The organism is Actinoplanes sp. TFC3, assembly GCF_001553785.1.
Lineage (GTDB): Bacteria > Actinomycetota > Actinomycetes > Mycobacteriales > Micromonosporaceae > Actinoplanes.
Window position 1 is genome coordinate 1,667,914 of record NZ_LOJP01000001.1, and the last position, 19,268, is coordinate 1,687,181.

General features: G+C 68.4%; 16 protein-coding genes, 1 tRNA gene and 3 pseudogenes. 16 read left to right on the plus strand and 4 right to left on the minus strand.

The window, feature by feature from the left end; translation table 11 throughout:
- Positions 1–18: 18 nt before the first annotated feature.
- The 15 genes and pseudogenes from TFC3_RS40390 to TFC3_RS07630 form a co-directional block, all read left to right on the plus strand.
- A pseudogene (locus TFC3_RS40390) lies at positions 19–204 on the plus strand (CHC2 zinc finger domain-containing protein); the annotation flags it as partial.
- Positions 205–303: 99 nt separating this feature from the next.
- Positions 304–891: pseudogene (locus TFC3_RS40395) on the plus strand (LAGLIDADG family homing endonuclease); the annotation flags it as partial.
- 96 nt (positions 892–987) lie between these two features.
- Entirely contained in the window at positions 988–2,856 is a 1,869-nt protein-coding gene (gene dnaG, locus TFC3_RS39135; RefSeq protein ID WP_369819668.1) for a DNA primase, read from the plus strand.
- On the plus strand, positions 2,853–3,377 hold the full coding sequence (locus TFC3_RS07575) for a hypothetical protein (protein ID WP_067497323.1): 525 nt from the start codon (positions 2,853–2,855) through the stop codon (positions 3,375–3,377). The genes dnaG and TFC3_RS07575 overlap by 4 nt, the downstream gene beginning before the upstream one ends.
- Positions 3,378–3,418: 41 nt before the next feature.
- On the plus strand, positions 3,419–4,339 hold the full coding sequence (locus TFC3_RS07580; protein ID WP_067506181.1) for an ABC transporter ATP-binding protein: 921 nt from the start codon (positions 3,419–3,421) through the stop codon (positions 4,337–4,339).
- Complete coding sequence (locus TFC3_RS07585) at positions 4,339–5,091, plus strand: ABC transporter permease (protein ID WP_067497326.1); 753 nt, start codon at positions 4,339–4,341, stop codon at positions 5,089–5,091. Before TFC3_RS07580 ends, TFC3_RS07585 begins: the two co-directional genes overlap by 1 nt.
- An 11-nt stretch (positions 5,092–5,102) precedes the next feature.
- Positions 5,103–5,912 (plus strand): ABC transporter permease, encoded by an 810-nt coding sequence (locus TFC3_RS07590; protein WP_067497328.1) that lies wholly within the window; start codon positions 5,103–5,105, stop codon positions 5,910–5,912.
- A 147-nt stretch (positions 5,913–6,059) separates the two neighbouring features.
- Positions 6,060–7,157, plus strand: coding sequence for a YihY/virulence factor BrkB family protein (locus TFC3_RS07595; RefSeq protein WP_067497330.1), 1,098 nt, complete (start codon positions 6,060–6,062; stop codon positions 7,155–7,157).
- A gap of 194 nt (positions 7,158–7,351) precedes the next feature.
- Positions 7,352–8,530 carry an ROK family protein gene (locus tag TFC3_RS07600; protein WP_067497333.1) on the plus strand — a complete coding sequence of 393 codons (1,179 nt, stop codon included), beginning with the start codon at positions 7,352–7,354 and terminating at the stop codon, positions 8,528–8,530.
- A complete protein-coding gene (locus TFC3_RS07605) occupies positions 8,527–10,044 on the plus strand; it encodes a sugar ABC transporter ATP-binding protein (protein WP_067497336.1) in 1,518 nt (505 codons plus the stop codon). Before TFC3_RS07600 ends, TFC3_RS07605 begins: the two co-directional genes overlap by 4 nt.
- A complete protein-coding gene (locus TFC3_RS07610) occupies positions 10,041–11,069 on the plus strand; it encodes an ABC transporter permease (protein WP_067497339.1) in 1,029 nt (342 codons plus the stop codon). Before TFC3_RS07605 ends, TFC3_RS07610 begins: the two co-directional genes overlap by 4 nt.
- 45 nt (positions 11,070–11,114) lie before the next feature.
- Positions 11,115–12,158 (plus strand): substrate-binding domain-containing protein, encoded by a 1,044-nt coding sequence (locus TFC3_RS07615; protein WP_067497342.1) that lies wholly within the window; start codon positions 11,115–11,117, stop codon positions 12,156–12,158.
- A gap of 31 nt (positions 12,159–12,189) precedes the next feature.
- Positions 12,190–13,341, plus strand: coding sequence for a Gfo/Idh/MocA family protein (locus tag TFC3_RS07620; RefSeq protein WP_067497345.1), 1,152 nt, complete (start codon positions 12,190–12,192; stop codon positions 13,339–13,341).
- Between the two features lie 531 nt (positions 13,342–13,872).
- Positions 13,873–14,958: a hypothetical protein gene (locus TFC3_RS07625; protein WP_067497348.1), complete on the plus strand. Its 1,086-nt coding sequence runs from the start codon at positions 13,873–13,875 to the stop codon at positions 14,956–14,958.
- Between the two features lie 123 nt (positions 14,959–15,081).
- A complete protein-coding gene (locus tag TFC3_RS07630) occupies positions 15,082–16,089 on the plus strand; it encodes a sugar phosphate isomerase/epimerase (protein ID WP_067497351.1) in 1,008 nt (335 codons plus the stop codon).
- A gap of 58 nt (positions 16,090–16,147) precedes the next feature.
- Here TFC3_RS07630 and TFC3_RS07635 read toward each other — a convergent pair whose 3' ends face one another.
- Complete coding sequence (locus TFC3_RS07635) at positions 16,148–16,474, minus strand: hypothetical protein (RefSeq protein WP_067497354.1); 327 nt, start codon at positions 16,472–16,474, stop codon at positions 16,148–16,150.
- 208 nt (positions 16,475–16,682) lie between these two features.
- Here TFC3_RS07635 and TFC3_RS07640 point away from each other — a divergent pair.
- Positions 16,683–16,755, plus strand: a tRNA-Asn gene (locus tag TFC3_RS07640).
- A 133-nt stretch (positions 16,756–16,888) separates the two neighbouring features.
- Here TFC3_RS07640 and TFC3_RS40400 read toward each other — a convergent pair.
- The 3 genes and pseudogenes from TFC3_RS40400 to TFC3_RS07650 all read right to left on the minus strand — a co-directional run.
- Positions 16,889–17,167 (minus strand): annotated as a pseudogene (locus TFC3_RS40400) (hypothetical protein); the annotation flags it as partial.
- 43 nt (positions 17,168–17,210) lie between these two features.
- Positions 17,211–18,296, minus strand: a complete 1,086-nt coding sequence (locus TFC3_RS07645) for an LCP family protein (protein WP_067497357.1) — start codon at positions 18,294–18,296, stop codon at positions 17,211–17,213.
- Between the two features lie 2 nt (positions 18,297–18,298).
- On the minus strand, positions 18,299–19,105 hold the full coding sequence (locus TFC3_RS07650) for a polysaccharide deacetylase family protein (RefSeq protein WP_067506184.1): 807 nt from the start codon (positions 19,103–19,105) through the stop codon (positions 18,299–18,301).
- Positions 19,106–19,268 lie beyond the last annotated feature (163 nt).

The window sequence follows — 19,268 nt, forward strand, 5'->3', positions numbered from 1 at the left end:
GCGAGGCAGTATGTAGCGGTGGCGGGCAGGGTCAAGGACGAGGACATCGCGCTGGTCCGCGACCGGACCTCGATCGCGGACATCATCAGCGAGACGGTAACGCTCCGGTCGGCCGGCGGCGGCAACCTCAAGGGCCTGTGCCCCTTCCACGACGAAAAGACCCCGTCCTTCACGGTCTCCCCGGCGCGGAACGTGTACTTCTGCCTGGCGGGAGAGACCCGGGTCATCACGAACCAGGGCGTACGGCCGATCCGTGAGCTGGCCGGCAGCAGCCATCGGGTGATCACGACGCACGGGTGGTTCGTGGAGGCGCCGTTCCTCTCCTTCGGGGAACAGGCGCTGGTTCACCTCCACCTGACCCGCAACGGCCAGCAGAAGACGATCCGGGCCACGGCCAACCACCGCTGGTTCATCAGCAGCCGCAGCCGTGGCGTGGAAAAGCGCATCGAGCGAACCACCGCCGAGCTCAAGACCGGTGACCGGCTGGCTCACGTGTTCCCGCGGGCGCTCTCCAGCCGGGACGGCGGCGACACCTCCAGGCCATCACCCTTCGGGATTGCCCGAGGCATCGTTTTCGGCGACGGCACCCTTCTCGATCAGGGCAGCGTTGCGCTGCTCGACGGGGACAAAGACCGGGACCTGCTCAAGTGGTTCCCGCTTAACGAGACGTACGCCAGTGAGAACCGCATGACGGTCACCGACCTCCCGGCGTACTTCAAGATCGAGTTACCGCAGCTGACCGAGTCGCTCTCGTACCTCTATGGCTGGCTGGCCGGGTATTTCGCGGCTGACGGCGACGTAGCGGCCGACGGCTGCATCTCGCTCGATTCCGCGCACCGCGAGAATCTGGAGTTCGTGCGTGACCTGTGCACGCGAATTGGCGTGGGCACCTATGGCATCCGCGAGGACACCCGGCCTGGCTTTCCTGATCAACAGCGGCCCGACGGCTCGCAGGGGGACCCCACGCCGATCTATCGGCTGACCCTCATGGGCGAAGACCTTCCGGAAGACTTCTTCCTCATCACCGCCCACCGCGACCGCTTCGTTTCGGCTCGGAAGAAGTATGAGCGCCGCGGTTGGGTCGTTGCGGCGATCGAAGACCACGGCGAAGTCGAAGAGGTCTTCTGCCCGGTCGTCGACGGCACCCACGCTTTCGTTCTCGAAGACAACATCCTCACCGGTAACTGCCACGGATGTGGCGCTGGTGGGGACGCCATCAAGTTCCTGATGGATGCCGAGCATCTGACGTTTGTCGAGTCGCTGGAGCGGCTGGCGGGCAAGGCGGGCATTCAGCTTCGCTATGACGAGTCGGGGTTCAACCGCAACGGCGGGGAGCAGCAGCGCCAGCAGCCCGGGCAGAAACAGCGGTTGATCGCCGCGCACGCTGCGGCCGCCGAGTTCTATGCCGATCAGCTGGGCCGCGGTGGGGCGCGCAAGGCGAGGGAGTTCCTGGCTCAGCGGGGCTTCGGACGCGATGCGGCGCAGACGTACGGGTGTGGTTTCGCGCCCGACGGGTGGGACCTGCTCACCAAGCATCTGTTGCAGAAGGGCTTCACGCGCGACGAGCTGACGACGGGTGGTCTGGCCAAGCCGGCGCGCTCGGGTTCGCTGATCGACCGGTTCCGGCGGCGGCTGCTGTGGCCCATCAAGGATATGAGCGGCGATGTCATCGGGTTCGGAGCGCGCAAGCTTTTCGACGACGATGACGGGCCCAAGTACCTGAACACCCCCGAGACGCCGCTGTACAAGAAGTCGCATGTGCTCTATGGCATCGACCAGGCCAAGCGGGAGATCGCCAAGCGGGGGCGCGCGGTGATTGTCGAGGGGTACACCGATGTCATGGCGTGCCACGAGGCCGGTGAGCCGACGGCGGTGGCGACCTGTGGCACGGCGTTCGGGGTGGATCACATCGGGGTGCTGCGCCGGTTGCTGATGGACAGCGACAGCTTCACGGGCGAGATCATTTACACCTTTGACGGGGACGCGGCGGGGCAGAAGGCGGCGTTGCGGGCCTTCGAGGAGGATCAGCGGTTCGTCGGGCGCACGTTCATCGCGGTCAGCCCGGACAACATGGACCCCTGTGAGCTGCGGCTGGCCCGGGGTGACCTCGCGGTGCGGGACATGATCGCCGGTCGGGAGCCGCTGGTTGACTTCGCGTTGCGTCAGACACTGGCCCGTTTCGACCTGGACACCGTCGAAGGCCGGGTGGAGGCGATGCGCAGGGCTGCACCGCTGGTGGCCAAGATCAAGGACCGGGAGAAGCGTCCGGAGTACGCCCGTAAGCTCGCCGGTGACCTGGGGATGGACCTGGAGCCGGTGCAGCGCGCGGTGGCCCAGGCCGTGACGCCCGACGCGCCGGCCGCGGGTCAGCAGCGCAATGTGGTCAACCCGCAGCGCGAGGTCGAGCGGGAGACGTTGAAGCTCGCCCTGCAGTATCCGGTGCTCGCCGGTCCCATGTTCGATGCCATCGAGGCCGACTCGTACGGTGACCCGGTGCTGCGCTCGGTGCGCGAGGCTGTCGCCGCGGCGGGTGGGGCCGGCACCGCTACCGGTGGTGTGGTGTGGATCGAAGCGGTCCGCGACGCATGCGAAGATCTCGGCGGGAAGGCTCTGATCGCCGAGTTGGCGGTCGAGGCCGTGCACGTCGACGGCGAGGCCGACTTGCGTTATGTCCAGGTGCACCTGGCCCGGCTGCAGGCCGGCGCGGTCACCACCCGGATCAAGGAGTTGAAATCCAAGGTGCAGCGGCTCAACCCGGTCGCGCACAAGGACGAATTCAACACCCTGGTCGGGGAACTCTTCTCGCTGGAGCAGCACGCCCGCGCGCTGCGCGACCAGGCAGCAGGTGCACTGTGAAGCTCTTCCGCCGACGTCCGAAGCTGCCCGCCGCGCAGACGCCCCCGCTGGAGAGCGAGGAGCGGGTGCTGTCCTGGGCCGCAGTCGATGAGAACTCGGTGCTGGTGGCCACCAACCGGGGGCTGTGGCTGCCCAGCGGCACCCGGCTCGGCTGGCATGACATCCACAAGGCCGTGTGGTCGGGCCGCGAGCTGCGGATCACCCCGGCCGAGGTGGCGCAGGAGCGCCACGGTTACACGGTGCTGGTGGACGCGCCGATCATCGGATTCCTGCTGCTGGAGCCGGGGGACCTGCCCGATCAGGTACGCACCCGGGTGACCCGGTCGGTGGGTTACACCTCGCATCACCCGTTGCCGCCCAACGGCGGGGTGCGGGTGGTGGGGCGGCGGGTCAGCGGGGCCGACGGTCTGCTCTGGTCGGTGCGTTATGACGCCAAGACCGCTGTGGATGCCGAGCCGATCGTCGAGGTCACCGACCAGCTCGTCGCCTCGGCCCAGGAGGCGACCACGCCACCGGCGTAACCCGCGCGCTTTTGTCGTACCCCTTGGCTAGGGTCTCGGTTGTGGCTCTTATTCACGCCCGTGGGCTGGTCAAACGGTTCGGCGACTTCACCGCGGTGGACGGCATCGACGTCGATGTGCAGCGCGGTGAGGCGTTCGGGTTCCTCGGACCCAACGGCGCCGGCAAAAGCTCCACCATGCGCATGATCGGGTGTGTGTCGCCGCCCAGCGGGGGAGTGCTGCGCATTCTCGACCTGGATCCGCTGCGCGACGGGGTGAAGATCAGGGGGCGGCTCGGCGTCTGCCCGCAGCTGGACAACCTGGATCCCGAGCTGACCGTGCGGGAAAACCTGACGACGTACGCCCGGTTCTTCGGCATTCCCCGCAAGGTTGCCCGCGCCCGCGCCGCCGAGCTGCTGGATTTCGTCCAGCTCACCGAGCGGGCCGACAGCAAGGTCGAGCCGCTGTCCGGGGGGATGAAGCGCCGGTTGACGATCGCCCGGGCGCTGGTCAACGAGCCAGAGATCGTGCTGCTCGACGAGCCCACCACCGGCCTCGACCCGCAGGCCCGGCATCTGGTGTGGGAGCGGTTGTTCCGGCTCAAGCAACAGGGCGTCACGCTGGTGCTGACCACGCATTACATGGACGAGGCCGAGCAGCTGTGCGACCGCCTGGTGGTGATGGACGGCGGCACGATCGTGGCGGAGGGTTCGCCGCGCACGTTGATCGACCGGTATTCCACGCGTGAAGTGGTGGAACTGCGCTTCGCCGCGGAGTCACAGGAGCCGTTCGCGGACAAGCTCGACGGCATCGGTGAGCGGCTGGAGATCCTGCCCGACCGCATCCTGCTCTACGTCGAGCAGGGCGATGATGCCGTGGCCGCGGTGACCGCCCGCCCGCTCAGCCCCGCCAACGTGCTGGTGCGCCGCAGCAGCCTCGAGGACGTGTTCCTGACCCTGACCGGCCGGACGCTGGTGGACTGATGACCTTTTACGTGCTCGAGTATTACCTGGTCAACTATCGCCGGGTGTGGCGCTCCAGCGTGCTGTCGTCGTTCGTGCTGCCGCTGCTGACGATGCTCGGCTTCGGGGTGGGCGTCGGGGCGTACGTCAACGGCGGCGTCCAAGGCGTGCCATATCTGGACTGGATGGTGCCCGGCCTGATCGCGTCGACGGCCATGCAGGTAGCGGTGGGCGAGTCCACCTGGCCGGTGCTGGGCAACTTCGAGTGGCAGCGGCTCTACTTCACCCAGGGTGCGGCGCCGCTGCGGGTCACCGACATCCTCGACGGCCACCTGCTGTTCGTGGTGCTGCGCACGCTGATCAGCTCGGCCGCGTTCCTGGCCATCGCGACGGCGTTCGGCACCATGCACTCGTGGTGGGCCTGGCTGACATTGCCGATTGCGGCGCTGGTCGGGCTGGCTGTGGCGACGCCGACGTTCGCCTACTCGTCCACCGTGCGCGGGGACACGTACCTGGCGATTCTGTTCCGTCTCGGGGTGCTGCCGATGTCGCTGTTCTCCGGCGTGTTCTTCCCGGTCCAGTCGCTGCCCTCCGCGCTGCAGTGGGTGGCGTATGGGTTCCCGTTGTGGCACGCGGTCGATCTGAGCCGCGCCGCAACGCTGGGCGTCGCCCCCACCTGGCCGGCGCTGGGCCACGTCGCCTACCTGGCCCTGTGGGCGGGTGCGGGCTGGTGGCTCGCGTTGCGCCAATTCCGCCGCCGGCTGACGGTCTAGGGAGGACTGGCATGGTGACTCTCATGCTGCCCCGGCTGATCGCGTCCGAGGGCCCGGCCCGTCGCTCCGGCGCGGTGATCGAACGCAACGCCACCTCGCTGCGCGGGGCGTATTGGATCGTGGTGGCTTCCGGTTTCCTGGAGCCGCTGCTCTACCTGTTCTCCATCGGCGTGGGCGTCGGGGCCCTGATCGGCGACCTCACGCTGCCCGGCGGCCGGGTCGTGGAATATGCGGCGTTCGTGGCCCCGGCCATGCTTGCCTCCTCGGCAATGACCGGTGCGCTGTCGGAGACCACGTTCAACTTCTTCGGCAAGATGAAATACTGGAAGCTGTACGACGGCATGCTCGCCACCCCGCTGCGGCCCATCGAGGTCGCGCTCGGCGAGCTGGCCTGGGCGATGATCCGCGGCAACATCTACGGCGCGGCGTTCCTGGTCGTCATGGTGGCGATGGACCTGACGACCCCGGGGCGGGCGGTCGCCGCGTTCTTCGCCACCGTCCTGATCGGGTTCACCTTCGGCAGCCTCGGCATGGCCCTGTCCACGTTCATGCGCAGCTGGCAGGACTTCGACATCGTGGTCTCGGTGCAGTTCGCGCTCTTCCTGTTCTCCGGCACGTTCGTTCCGGCCCAGGCCTATCCGGCGGTGCTGCGCTGGCTGGTTGAGATCACCCCGCTGTACCGCGCAGTCGACCTGACCCGCGCGTTGTGCCTCGGCGGCGTGGGCTGGCTGCAGCTGCTGGACGTGTTCTATCTGCTCGTGCTGTTCGCCGCCGGCATGGCCGTGGCCAGCCGGCGGATGGGCAAGCTGCTGCTCAAATAAGACCGGTACGGCGCTGAGCTGGGTGCTCGCTGGGGGTCTGCTGATTCGAAGAGGGTTAGAGCAGGGACGCGGCGGGCATCACCTTCGCAGGTCGCGATGCCGCGGACCGGCAGACCCTGCTGTGCAGCGCTGAAGGAGTCCCACACGATGAAGCTTCATGGCAAGTCCCACGACTCGGAGCACGAGAGGTCCGGCGACTCTGATCGCAAGGGCGCTGAAAACAAGGGCTACGACCCGAGCACCACGCGTACCGGTGAGGACCGCGAGAACGACCTGAGCGCCCCCGGCCCCGACGAGGGTCCGGACAACCCCGCCCAGCTCAAGGGCAAGGGCATCATGGGCGCCGTCAAGCGGACGTTCAAGCAGTTCTCCGAGGACAACATCTCCGACTGGGCCGCCGCGCTCACCTACTACGGGGTGCTGTCGATCTTCCCCGGCGCGCTGGTGCTGGTCTCCATCTTGGGTCTGCTCAGCGACAACGGGCAGCAGACGGTGCAGGACACCTTGAACCAGGTGGCTCCGAACCAGATCAAGGACCTGGTCAACCAGGTGCTGGGTCAGGTCTCGGATTCGGGTACGGCGAGCTTCGCCGCCATCGTGGGTCTGATCGCCGCGTTCTGGTCGGCGTCGGGTTACATCGCCGCGTTCATGCGGGCCTCGAACGCCATCTATGACGTGCCCGAGGGCCGGCCGATCTGGAAGACGCTGCCCATCCGGGTGGGTGTGACGGCGATCGTCGGCATCATGCTCATCCTGTCCGCGGTCATCGTGGTGTTCACCGGCGACCTGGCGCAGGCCGTGGGCGACAGCATCGGGCTCGGCTCGGCAGCGGTCACCACCTGGAACATCGCCAAGTGGCCGGTGCTCATTCTGCTGGTCAGCCTGATGTTCGCGATCCTGTACTGGGCCTCGCCGAACGCCAAGACCGGCGGCTTCCGCTGGGTCAGCCCGGGTGGCATCTTCGCCGTCCTGCTGTGGGTGCTCGCCTCCGGCGCGTTCGCGATCTACCTGGCCAACTTCGCCAACTACAACAAGACGTACGGAACTCTGGGTGGCGTCATCGCCTTCCTGGTCTGGTTGTGGATCTCCAACATCGCGATCATGCTGGGCGCCGAGCTCGACGCCGAGCTGGAGCGGGGCCGGGCCATCGCGGCCGGGCACGACCCGGACGACGAGCCGTTCCTGCAGCTGCGCGACGACCGCAAGCTCAAGAAGGGCAGCGAAAAGGGATTGAGTACCAACTGACTTCAGCACTCCAGCAAAGCGGCGGGCCGATCAGGCCCGCCGCTTTGTGCGTTAAGGCCCGAAACACTTTTGACTGTGTCGACAAAAGTTTCTGAGGATCAACGAAAAACTATGGACTGGAGCGGCGGAACGGCCCTAGTGTGACGGGCGTGACACCGTCCGCTTGCGGCGGTGTGAACGGCCGGAGGTTGCCCGTGCATGTCGTTGACGCCCCCCATCTTCGCCTGTTGCGGCTGCTGCGCGACGAGGGACCGATCTCGCGCGCCGAACTCGGCGACCGCCTCGACCTGACCCGGCCCCGGCTGCTCGCCGAGATCGAGCGCCTGGTCGCCAACGGCTACATCGCCGAAGCCGGAATGGCTGCCTCACGCGGTGGCCGCCGCTCCACTTTGGTCGAATTGCAGCCGCGACTGCGCTTCGCCGCCGTCGATCTGGGCGCCAGCTCCATCGACATCGAGGTCACCAACGGCCGGCTCGAGCCCGTGGCCGCGTACCGGGAAAGCATCGACATCCGCACCGGACCCAAGGCGATACTGCACCGGGTCAGCGAGCTGCTCGCCAAGGCACGCACCGACGGGGCGTACGAAAAACTGGACGCGGTCGGCATCGGGGTGCCGGGTCCGGTGAGTTTCCGCGACGGGGTGCCGGTGTCGCCGCCGATCATGCCGGGCTGGGATCGCTATCCGGTGCGCGAGGTGCTCACCCGCGAACACGGGTGCCCGGCGGTGGTGGACAACGACGTCAACATCATGGCGATCGGGGAGCGTCACGGCGGGGTCGCGCACTCGGTCGACGACTTCCTGTTCGTCAAGATTGGTACGGGCATCGGCTGCGGCATCCACCTCGCCGGGGAGGTCTACCGGGGCGTGGACGGCTGCGCCGGCGACATCGGCCACATCCAGGTCGACTCGCACGGGCCGACCTGCTCCTGCGGCAACGCCGGCTGCCTGGAAGCGCTGTTCAGCGGGGCCGCCCTGGCCCGTGACGCACTTGCCGCGGCGCGCAGCGGTGAGTCACCGGCCCTGGCCGAGCGGCTCGCCACCAGCCCGGCGCTCGGCGCGCGGGATGTGGCCGACGGGGCGGCCGAGGGGGACGTCACCTGCATCCGGCTGATCCGTGACGGCGGACGCCGGGTCGGGGCGGTGCTCGCCACGCTGGTCAGCTTCTCGAACCCGTCGATGATCGTCATCGGGGGCGGGCTCGCGCAGCTGGGCCACATTCTGCTCGCCGAGATCCGCAGCGTGGTTTACCGCCGCTCGCTGCCGCTGGCCACCGGCAACCTGCCCGTGGTGCTCAGCGAACTCGGGGCCCGCGCCGGCGTCACCGGCGCGGCCGTGCTGGCCAGCGACACGGCCTTCGAGCAGGCATCATGAGCGACTCCGAGGTGGTGCTGCAGCTCAACGGGGTCGTCAAGACGTTCCCCGGCGTGCGGGCGCTGGACGGCGTGGAGCTCGAGGTGCGCCGCGGCGAGGTGCACTGTCTGCTCGGGCAGAACGGTGCCGGCAAGTCCACGCTGATCAAGGTGCTGGCCGGGGTGCACCACGCCGACGAGGGCAGCCTCAGCTGGCTGGGCGAGCCGTTCGCCCCGGCGACACCCCAGGCCGCGATGCGCGCCGGGATCGCCACGATCTACCAGGAACTGGACCTGGTCGATGACTTGTCGGTGGCCGAGAACGCGTTTCTGGGACACGAGGAGAGCCGGGCGGGTTTTCTGCGGCGGCGGTCCACTTCTGGTCGTACCCGGGAAATCCTGGCTCGTCTGGGTCATCCGCAGATCCCGCCGCGCCGGCTGGTCCGCTCGCTGCCGGCCGCGGGCAAACAGATCGTCAGCATGGCGCGGGCCCTGTCGCACGACGCCCGGCTGATCGTCATGGACGAGCCCAGCGCCGTGCTCGCCCACGATGAGGTGGAGAACCTGTTCCGCATCATCCACGAGCTGACCGCGCAGGGCATCGCCGTCATCTACATCTCGCACCGGCTCGAGGAGATCCGCGAGATCGGCGACCGGGTGACAGTGCTCAAGGACGGCCGCACAACCGCGGCGAACCTGTCCGCCCGCGACACCCCGACCCGTGAACTGGTCAGCCGGATGACCGGGCGGAGCATCGAGTACGTGTTCCCGCCGCGCGTGGGCCGCGCCGAAGGTGAGCCGCTGCTGCGCGTGGAGGGGCTGACCCGCGAGGGCGAGTTCGCCGACGCCTCGCTGACCGTGCGCGCCGGGGAGATCGTGGGCATCGCCGGGCTGGTCGGTTCGGGGCGCTCGGAACTGCTCGAAACCATCTTCGGGGCGCGCAAGGCCGACGCGGGCACTGTCACTGTGGACGGTCACCCGATCCGCAGCATCGGATCCGCGGTGCGCCACGGCATCGGCATGGCCCCCGAGGAACGCAAGAGCCAAGCCTTGCTGCTCGACGAGCCGACCTACCGCAACATGACCTTGTCATCATTTTCCGGGTACGCCCGCAGTGGCTTCACCGACACCGGCAAGGAACGCGCCGCCGCCGAACGCATCGCCGACCAGCTCGAGTTGCGTCCGCGCAGCGTGGAGCGGGCGGTACGCACCCTGTCCGGCGGCAACCAGCAGAAGGTGGTGGTCGGCCGCTGGCTGCTTGACCGCACCCGGTTGCTGCTGCTCGACGAGCCGACCCGCGGTGTGGACGTGGGCGCGCGAGCCGAGCTCTACGAGGTCATCCACAACTTGGCGGCGAACGGCGTGGGCGTGCTGCTGGTCTCCAGCGAGGTACCCGAGGTGCTCGGGCTGGCCGACCGGGTCCTGGTCATGCGCGAGGGTCACCTGATCCATGAGGCGCCCGCCGAAGAGATCGACGAAGCGACCGTTCTGGACTTGGTCATGTCTGGCGCGCTCATGGAGGGGGAGGCAGCATGACGCAACAGACTCTCACGAAGGTTCCGGGTCCCGCGCCCAAGCAACGCTGGTGGAAGGGGGACGGCGCTGAGCCCGTACGGCGAAATCTTGGTCTCGTCGGGGTACTCGTCGTTCTGATCATCATCGGGGCCGTGACGCGACCCGAGCTGTACGGCGACGCGAGCTGGGTGACCGGCAACACCTGGACGATTCTGCAGCAGGCGTCGGCGATCGGTGTCGTCACGGTGGGCATGACCTTCGTGATCATCGGGGGTGGGATCGACCTGTCGGTGGGCGCGATCATCGCGGTGGCCGGCGTCTGGTCCACCACGCTGGCGACCCAGAGCTATGGCACCGCCGGCATGATCTTCACCGCCATCGTCGTCGGCGTCGTGGTCGGTTTGATCAACGGCGTGCTGATCTCGTACGGCAAACTGGTGCCCTTCATCGCCACCCTCGCCATGATGGTCGCCGCCCGCGGGCTCGCCGCGCAGATCTCGGGCAAGCAGACCCAGGTCTCGGCCGACAGCACCATCAACGGCATCGCCAGCACCAAGATCCTCGGCGTGCCGATGCTGGTCATCATCCTGGCCCTGGTGGTGGCCGCGGGCTGGGTCCTGCTCAACCGCACCACCTTCGGCCGCCGCACGGTGGCAATCGGCGGCAACGTCGAAGCCGCCCGGCTGGCCGGTATCAACGTCCGGCTGCACACCGTGCTGCTGTACGCGCTGTCCGGACTGTGCTGCGGCATTGCGGCGATCATGCTGACGTCGCAGGCCACCAGTGCCCAGGCCGCGATGGCCAACCTCTACGAGCTCGACGCGATCGCCGCCGCCATCATCGGCGGCACGCTGCTCAGCGGCGGCCGGGGCACCATTGTCGGCGCCCTGTTCGGGGTGCTCGTCTTCTCCACCATCACCAACCTGTTTGCGATCAACAACCTCTCCACCGAGGTTCAGAACATGGTCAAGGGCGGCATCATCGTGGCCGCCGTGCTGGTCCAGCAGTTCCGTTACCGCTCCCTCACCCAGCTCCTCAAGCGCTGATCTCACCCCCGGACTCGCTCTCCGGGTGACCCCTTGGGAGGATCGATGTCCGCTTTGTCCCGTAGGCGTATTCTGTTCGGCGGTGCCGCGCTCGGCACCGGCGCGCTGCTCACCGCCTGCACCAGCAACACTCCGTCCGAAAACACCCAGATCAACACCCAGAACAGCGGCAACAACGCCAACGCCGCCCCCGGCGACAAGGTGATCATCGGCTTCTCGGCGCCGGCCGCGGACCACGGCTGGGTTGCCGCGATCACCAACAACGCCAAGGCGCAGGCCCAGGCGTACCAGGATGTCGAGTTCCGCAGCGTCGAAGCCGGCGCCGACGCGGCCGCCCAGCGCGCCGCACTGTCCACCTTGATCGCGCAGAAACCCAGCGTGATCGTGCTGCTGCCACACGACGGCAAGGAGCTCAACGCCGTCGGACTGGAGGCCATGCGCGCCGGCATCCCGGTGGTCAACCTGGACCGGGCGTTCCCCGACCGGGGTGCGTACCGGCTGCAGATCAAGGGCGACAACTTCGGCATGGGGCTGGCCGCCGGGGCCTACATCGGCGAGCAGATGAAGGCCAAAGGCATCAGCAACCCGATCATCGGTGAGATCCCCGGCATCGACTCGCTGGAGCTGACCCAGGAACGCTCGCGCGGCTTCAACGAGGCGCTCGCGGTGTACGGCTTCAAGGTCGCCAACCGCCGCCCGGCCGAGTTCACCGCGGACACCGGCCAGCGCGCCGCCACCGAACTGATGCAGGCGCTGCCCAAGATCGACGCGCTCTGGAACCACGACGACGACCAGGGCATCGGCGTGCTGGCCGCGGCCAACCAGTCGAACCGCAAGGAGTTCCTGATGGTCGGTGGGGCCGGATCCAAGGCGGCGATCGACGCCATCAAGGCCGACAGCAGCGTGCTCAAGGCCACCGTCACCTACAGCCCCTCGATGGCCTCGTCGGCGATCTCGCTGGCCCGGCTCATCGGTCAGGGCAAGGGCATGTCCGACCTGGTGGAGCTGCAGGTGCCCAAGGAGATCACGCTCGCCTCCGAGACGATCACCAAGGAGAACGCCGACCAGTACGCCAAGCTCGGCTTCTGACCTTCCCGGCCGGTTACGAACGGAGATCACGATGGGACAGCTGCGGGTCGGCATGGTCGGTCATGCGTTCATGGGCGCGGCGCACTCACAGGCCTGGCGTACCGTCAACCACGCGTTCGACCTGCCGCTGTCGGCACGGATGACGGTGGTGTGCGGCCGCGACGAGCAGCGGGCGGCCGCAGCCGCGGTCAAGCTCGGCTGGGAGTCGCACGCCACCGACTGGCGGGCGGTGATCGAGCGCAACGACCTCGACCTGGTGGACGTCTGCACGCCGGGCGACACCCATGCCGAGATAGGCATCGCCGCCCTGGCCGCCGGCAAGCACGTGCTGTGTGAGAAACCGCTGGCCAACTCGGTCGCCGAAGCCCGGGAGATGGCGGCTGCTGCGGCGGCGGCCGAGGCACACGGCATCCGGGCGATGTGCGGGTTCAACTACCGCCGCGTCCCGGCCGTGGCGCTGATGCGTGAGCTGGTGGCGGCCGGGCGCATCGGCGAGATCCGCCACGTCCGCGCGGTGTACCTGCAGGACTGGATCGTCGACCCGCAGTTCCCGCTGGTCTGGCGGCTGCGCAAGGACGTGGCGGGTTCCGGGGCGCTGGGCGACATCGGCGCGCACATCGTCGACCTGACCCAGTTCGTCACGGGCCAGCTCATCACCGGGGTCAGTGCGCTCACCGAGACGTTCGTACGCTCGCGGCCGCTCAGCGGGGGCGGCTCGGGCGAGGTGACCGTGGACGACGCGGCGCTGTTCCTGGCCCGGCTGGATGGGGGTGCGGTGGCTACGTACGAGGCCACCCGCTTCGCCACCGGACGCAAGAACGGGCTGCGGGTGGAGCTCAACGGCTCGCTCGGCTCGGTGGCCTTCGACTTCGAGCGGATGAACGAGCTGGAGTTCTACGACGGCACGCTGCCCCCGGCCGAGCAGGGGTTCAGCCGGATCTTGGCGACCGAGCCGGAGCACCCGTACATGTCGGCGTGGTGGCCGGCCGGGCATCCGATCGGCTACGAGCACACGTTCACCCATGAGGTCCGCGATCTGGTTGCCGCGATCGCCGACCGCAAGGCCCCAACGCCCTCCTTTGCCGACGCGCTGCAGGTCCAAATCGTCCTCGACGCGGTGGAGCGTTCCGCCGCGACCGCTACCTGGGTGCCCGTGGAGGCGGAACTCGCGGCTGCCCTCTGATTTACCCGGTCCGGTTGCGCCCCGGGCCGATCTGAGGCGTTCCGGCGCCGGCTGCCCTCGGGTTCCCGGCCGGTACCGGACTGCACTCTTCGTGATGCCCCTATGACCCCGCGAGCATTTGCCGCGTGCACCTGCACGCCGGTCAGGTGCACGTGTGTGCGTCCGGTGCATGTCCGAGTGTGCATTTGATGCACATAAGACGCTCTCCAGGTATCTGAGACCGAAGTGGCGATCGTCCACTTCGGCCCAGCTCATCCGGCCTACCGGCATGGAACTACATGAATGTCATTTGCCCGCCTGGATCTTGTCCGCGCAGGTCATGACGTCGCACGCGCAGTGTGATTGCTGATCCGCGCGGGGATTGAGGCTCGTATCCGAGGGCAGCCAACCCACGGATGGAGGCGTCATGGCATCCCGTCGGCCCGCCACGGCGGCTGCGGTGACCCGCGGCCGGCTGGTCCATACTGGACGCAGCACGAACCGATGCACGTGCACATGCACCGGTGACGCCCCGCTCCAGGAGGGATTCTGATGCGTCTGCGCCACCACTCGGGCCGGGTCGTCCACCTGAGTCACGGCACCGATCTGCGGTCCACCCGCACGCTGCCGGACATCGTCCAGCAGCTCGACGCCTATGCCGCGACGGTTCGTGCCGACCTGGTCCGCGCCGGATTGGACGCGGACACCCTGGGGGTGAGCCTGTGGCTCCCACCCACCCTCGCCGCCGCCCTCGCGATCGACGGGCGCGCCCGCACCCGGCTGCGTGCCGAACTCGACGCCCGCGGGCTCGAGGTCGTCACGCTGAGCGGCGTGCCGTACGCCGAGGGCGGCGACGAGGGGTCCGAGATGCCCGACTGGAGCAGCCCGGCCCGCCTGGAATACACCCTCGACCTGGCCCGCATCCTGGTTGACCTGCTGCCCGATGACGCGGTGCGCGGCGCGGTGAGCACCATCGGGCTGGGCCGCCGCGCCGGCTGGGACGAGGCCAAGCAGAAGGCGTGCTCGCGGGTGCTGGGCCGGCTGTCCGGCGGGCTCGCCGAGGTCGCCTGGCAGAACGGGCGCGCGGTGCGCGTCGGCTTCCAGCCCACCCCCGGCGACGTGCTCGACGGCTCGGCCGCGGTCGCTACCGCGTTCGCCCGGCTCGACAAGGAGCGCCTCGGTGTCAGCCTGGACCTGGCCAACCTGGCCTGCACCTGGGAAAACCCGGTGGCCTACCTCGATCGCCTGGCCGGGGCCGGCATTCCGGTGATCACGGTCCGGGTCGCCGCGGCGCTGCAGGCCAATCAGCCCGCCGCGGCGGCCGAGGCTTTGCGGGGATACGCCGACGAGGTGCACCCGCACGCGGTCACCACCCCCGACGACGGGTATGTCGAAGACCTAGCCGAGGCATTGCGCGATGTGCCGGCGGGACCGTGGCGCGTGCAGTGTTCCGTACCGCTGGGTACGCAGCCACCCGCGCCGCTGACCGCGACCACCGAGATCTGGCGCACGGCGCTGCGGCACCTGATGGACGGCGAACGCCCGGGCGCGGAATACCTCGATATCGAAGCGCGGGCCACCGCGGAACTGGCGGCAATCGGCCTTTCACCACCGGTCAAGCTGCGTCTGCCTTGCTAAGGTTCTTTCATCCGGTACGCCCGCAGCGGCGGCCCGGCCGGGAGGCGCAAACCCGGCCCGGGTCGTAACGCCGCCGCCCGCGCGCCGGCCAGGAACCCTTGTGCGAACAGGGGATAAAAGACCATGGCGCGACCCATCACGCTCTTCACCGGCCAGTGGGCCGACCTGCCGTTCGAGGAGGTCTGCCGGCTCGCCTCCGAGTGGGGCTACGACGGCCTCGAGATCGCCTGCTGGGGTGATCACTTCGAGGTCGACCGCGCGCTGGCCGAGGACGCCTACATCGACCGCAAGCGCGAACAGCTCGCCAAGCACAACCTGCAGGTCTTCGCGATCTCCAACCACCTGGTCGGCCAGGCCGTGTGCGACCACCCGATCGACGAGCGGCACCAGGACATCCTCCCGGCCGCCATCTGGGGCGACGGCTCACCCGAGGGCGTCCGCACCCGGGCCGCCGAGCAGATGAAGGACACCGCCCGAGCCGCGGCCAAGCTGGGTGTTCGTACCGTCGTGGGGTTCACCGGCTCCTCGATCTGGCACACGGTCGCGATGTTCCCGCCGGTCCCGCCGGCCATGATCGAGCGCGGCTACGAGGACTTCGCCAACCGCTGGAACCCCATCCTCGACGTGTTCGACGAGGTCGGGGTGCGCTTCGCACACGAGGTCCACCCCAGCGAGATCGCGTACGACTACTGGACGACCCGGCGTACCCTGCAGGCCATCGGCAACCGGCCGGCCTTCGGGCTCAACTGGGACCCGTCACACTTCGTCTGGCAGGACCTGGACCCGGTCACCTTCATCCTCGAGTTCAAGGACCGGATCTACCACGTCGACTGCAAAGACGCGAAGGTACGCACCGGGGACGGCCGTCGCGGCCGGCTCGCCTCCCACCTGCCCTGGGCCGACCTGCGCCGCGGCTGGGACTTCGTGTCCACCGGCCACGGCGACGTGCCCTGGGAGGACTGCTTCCGGGCCCTGAACGCCATCGGGTACGACGGCCCGCTGTCGATCGAGTGGGAAGACGCCGGCATGGACCGCCTGATCGGGGCACCCTCGGCGCTCAAGTTCGTCCGGAATCTGGCGTTCGACGCGCCGTCAGCGGCCTTCGACGCCGCTTTCTCGTCATCTTCCTGACAGCCTTGTGGCCCGGACCCCGTGAAGCTGGGGGCCGGGCCATCAAGTGCGGCGTAGGTCAGTACGTGGTGCCGGTGCTGTTCGAGCTCGAGCTGAGACCCGAGGACGAGAGGTCGCTGCTGCTGCCCGTCGAGGTCGAAGACGACGACGAAGAGCTGGCCGACTGAAGCTTCTCGCCGAGCTTGGACTGGTTGAGCTTGTCCTTACCCTCGGAGTACAGCTTGGTGGCCTGAGCCTGGGCAACGCCGGCGGCCTCCTGGACCGTCGGGTGCTCCCACACCTTGCGGGCGTTGGCCGAGATCTCCTCGTACTTCTCCCGGCCGGCACGGCTACCCAGGACGAAGCCCGCCGCGAGACCCGTGATGAACATGAGCTTTCCGCGCATGGCGGCTCCTTCCGTTCGTCGACGCACGTGCGTCTGACCCAGCCATACCCATCCCGGCGCTGGATCATTCGCCCCGACCCGGTTTCGTCCCTGTTAAGCCTTACCCGAGCGTGTCGGGACCCCTGCCCGGCGCGGGCGCCGCTCGGTCATGTATATTTTCTTCGGTCGCCAGGACAACCGCTTCGGCGGAGGTCAGGGCGATGGTTGATCCCCTGTAGCTCAATTGGCAGAGCAGCCGGCTGTTAACCGGCAGGTTATTGGTTCGAGTCCAATCGGGGGAGCGAGTCGGCGGAGGCCTCTGTTCGCGGAAAGCGCGGACGGGGGCCTTTGTCGCATTTTGCTCCGGGGGCCGAGCCCCCGGAAGCCCCCACGGTGCGGTGGTTGCGGGGGGAGGGCCGGTCGCGCTCGGGCGGTGGGGCGTCCGGGCTTGCGGGCGGTGAAGAGGACTAGCTGCTGGTCCTGGTCAGGGAGCGTGAGGATCTCGAAGTCGAGTTCCAGGCGGCCCACCGCTGGGTGGTCGAGCACTTGGTGGCTGTGGTGCTCGATGCGAAGTTCCTGGTCGTGCCAGAGCTGGGCGAGCGAATTGCGGCGGGTTGCCCATGCCGTAGCCGCGCCGGGCCGGCTGAGTTCGGCGCGCGCCGGGAAGCAGTTCGGCTGGCACGCGCGCCCGGCCGCGGACTCGGTGCTTGCCACGGCGAACAGCTTGATCGAGCTCGGACTGGTTGGCTGAGGAGGGTCAGCGACCGTGGCGTACGTCGTTGGGTGGGTTGTCGCGGACGTACTTTTCCAGGTTGTCCTCCCGGAGGGCGGCGAACAGCTCGCGGGAGCGGGCGGCGTCGGGCACCATCACCGCGCCTACGCCGGGAACGTTCCGGTTCTCCGCGATGGGCAGCGTCATGAAGGTCATGTCGTTCGCCCGCAAGCCGCGCAGGGTGAACGCAAGGCGTTGCACCGGCATGTGCGTGTCCACGGTGAGCATGCCGGCCGCGGTGCGGACCAGCCGGTCCAGACCGCGCGGGTCGGTGAGCGTGTTCTGGGCGGCGATCTTCTCGGCCAGGGCCCGCAGGTACTGCTGGTGGCGCTTGGACCGGTCGATGTCATCGTTGGGCAGGCCACGGCGCTGGCGCACGTAGTACTCGGCGAGCTGACCGTCGAGGTGCTGGCGTCCGGCGGCGAAGACCACGCAGCGACGCGAGCGGCCCTGAGGGTCGGTGCACGGCGCCGAGGGGTACGGGCTGTTCTCGGGTAGGAAGCGGTAGGAGTCGACGGTCCTCCTGTCGATGGTGACGTCGACGCCGCCGACCAGGTCGGTGAGCTTGCGGATGCCGGCGAAGTCCACGAGCACCGGCCAGTCGACCTTGATGTTGCCGTACTGGTTCAGCGTCTGCACGAGCCGGGGCACGCCGCCCCACGCGTACGCCGCGTTGATCTTGTTCCGGGATCCGCGTCCGCCGCCGGCGGTGGCAATCGGCACATACGTGTCGCGCGGGATCGAGATGACGTACGCCTTGCTCGTCGACTTCGGGATGTGGATGAGAATGACGACGTCGCTGCGCCCGTCGCTCGGATCGCCCTTCGTGCGGCTGTCCGAGCCGACGATGAGCAGGTTCATCGGCCCGCTCACCTTGGGCGGTTCGGCCGGTGCGCCTGCGGATGCCGGGGGTGCGGCGGGCAGCAGATCGGCGCGCTCAACAGCCCCCTCATAGCGACGCGAGAGCAGCCGGGTGCCGGCGACTGCGGCCGCCGATCCGACGACGAACAGGGCGAGCACCACGGCGAGCACGATCCGCAGCCGGCGCCGCGGACGTTGAGTTTTGACCATCGCTACACCCCCACGAAACGGTAGCCGCGGTCGGCAAGGACGGGAAGAAATTGACGCAACGCCCGTACGGTCGCAGACCGGTCGCCGCCGCCGTCATGGTTGAGCACTATCGACCGGTTGCCCACTTGATGCAGGACCTTCGAGGTGATCTGCTCCGAGCCCGGGTTGTCCCAGTCGCGCGGGTCGACATCCCAGGCGATCGAGGTCTGCCCGAGGGCCGCGCACACTTGGAACGCGGTGGGTGACCAACTCCCGTACGGCGCTCGGAAAAGACTTGGTATGTGCCCGATCGTCGCGGCGACGGTGTCCACGGCGCGACCGATCTCGGTCCGTGCGCGCCCGGCTGACATCTTGCTGACATCCTTGTGCGCCCACGTGTGCGTACCGATGACATGTCCCTGGTCCACGATGGACCTGAGTAGATCGGGGTTGTCGTGCGCCTGCTGCCCGATCACGAAGAACGTCGCCTTGACGTGGTGCTGCCGCAGGATTTTGAGCACCTGTGGCGTGTACGCCGGATGCGGCCCGTCGTCGAAGGTGAGCGCCACGGCCTTCGAACCCTGGGGAACGGAGGCGGCCGGTACGACGTACAGCGGCTTGGTCTGCACGGGGATGGTGGGCAACCCGGTCGGTGTGGGCGACGGCGGCGGCACCGGAGGCGGCACTGACGGCTGCACCGGCGAGGGTGGCGGCGTTGCCGGTGCCGGTCCGGCCGGCTCGGGGCCGGGCCCGGCGCAGGCGCTGATCAGGGTGAGCCCACCCAGGGTGAGCAGCACCCGCCGGCTGCCGGACCAAGATTGTTGCGTCATGCCCTCCACCACCTCCGGCTCCGCTGGTGCAGCTGTCGCCACAGAGATCGACGGCGGAGTGGTGGCAAGTCTGATCAACGATTGTCAGGAAGCTGTGAGGCACCGCGCTGTTCCGCGGAATTCTCACATCTGGCCCGCCGCGGTAACCAAACCGGCAGTGACC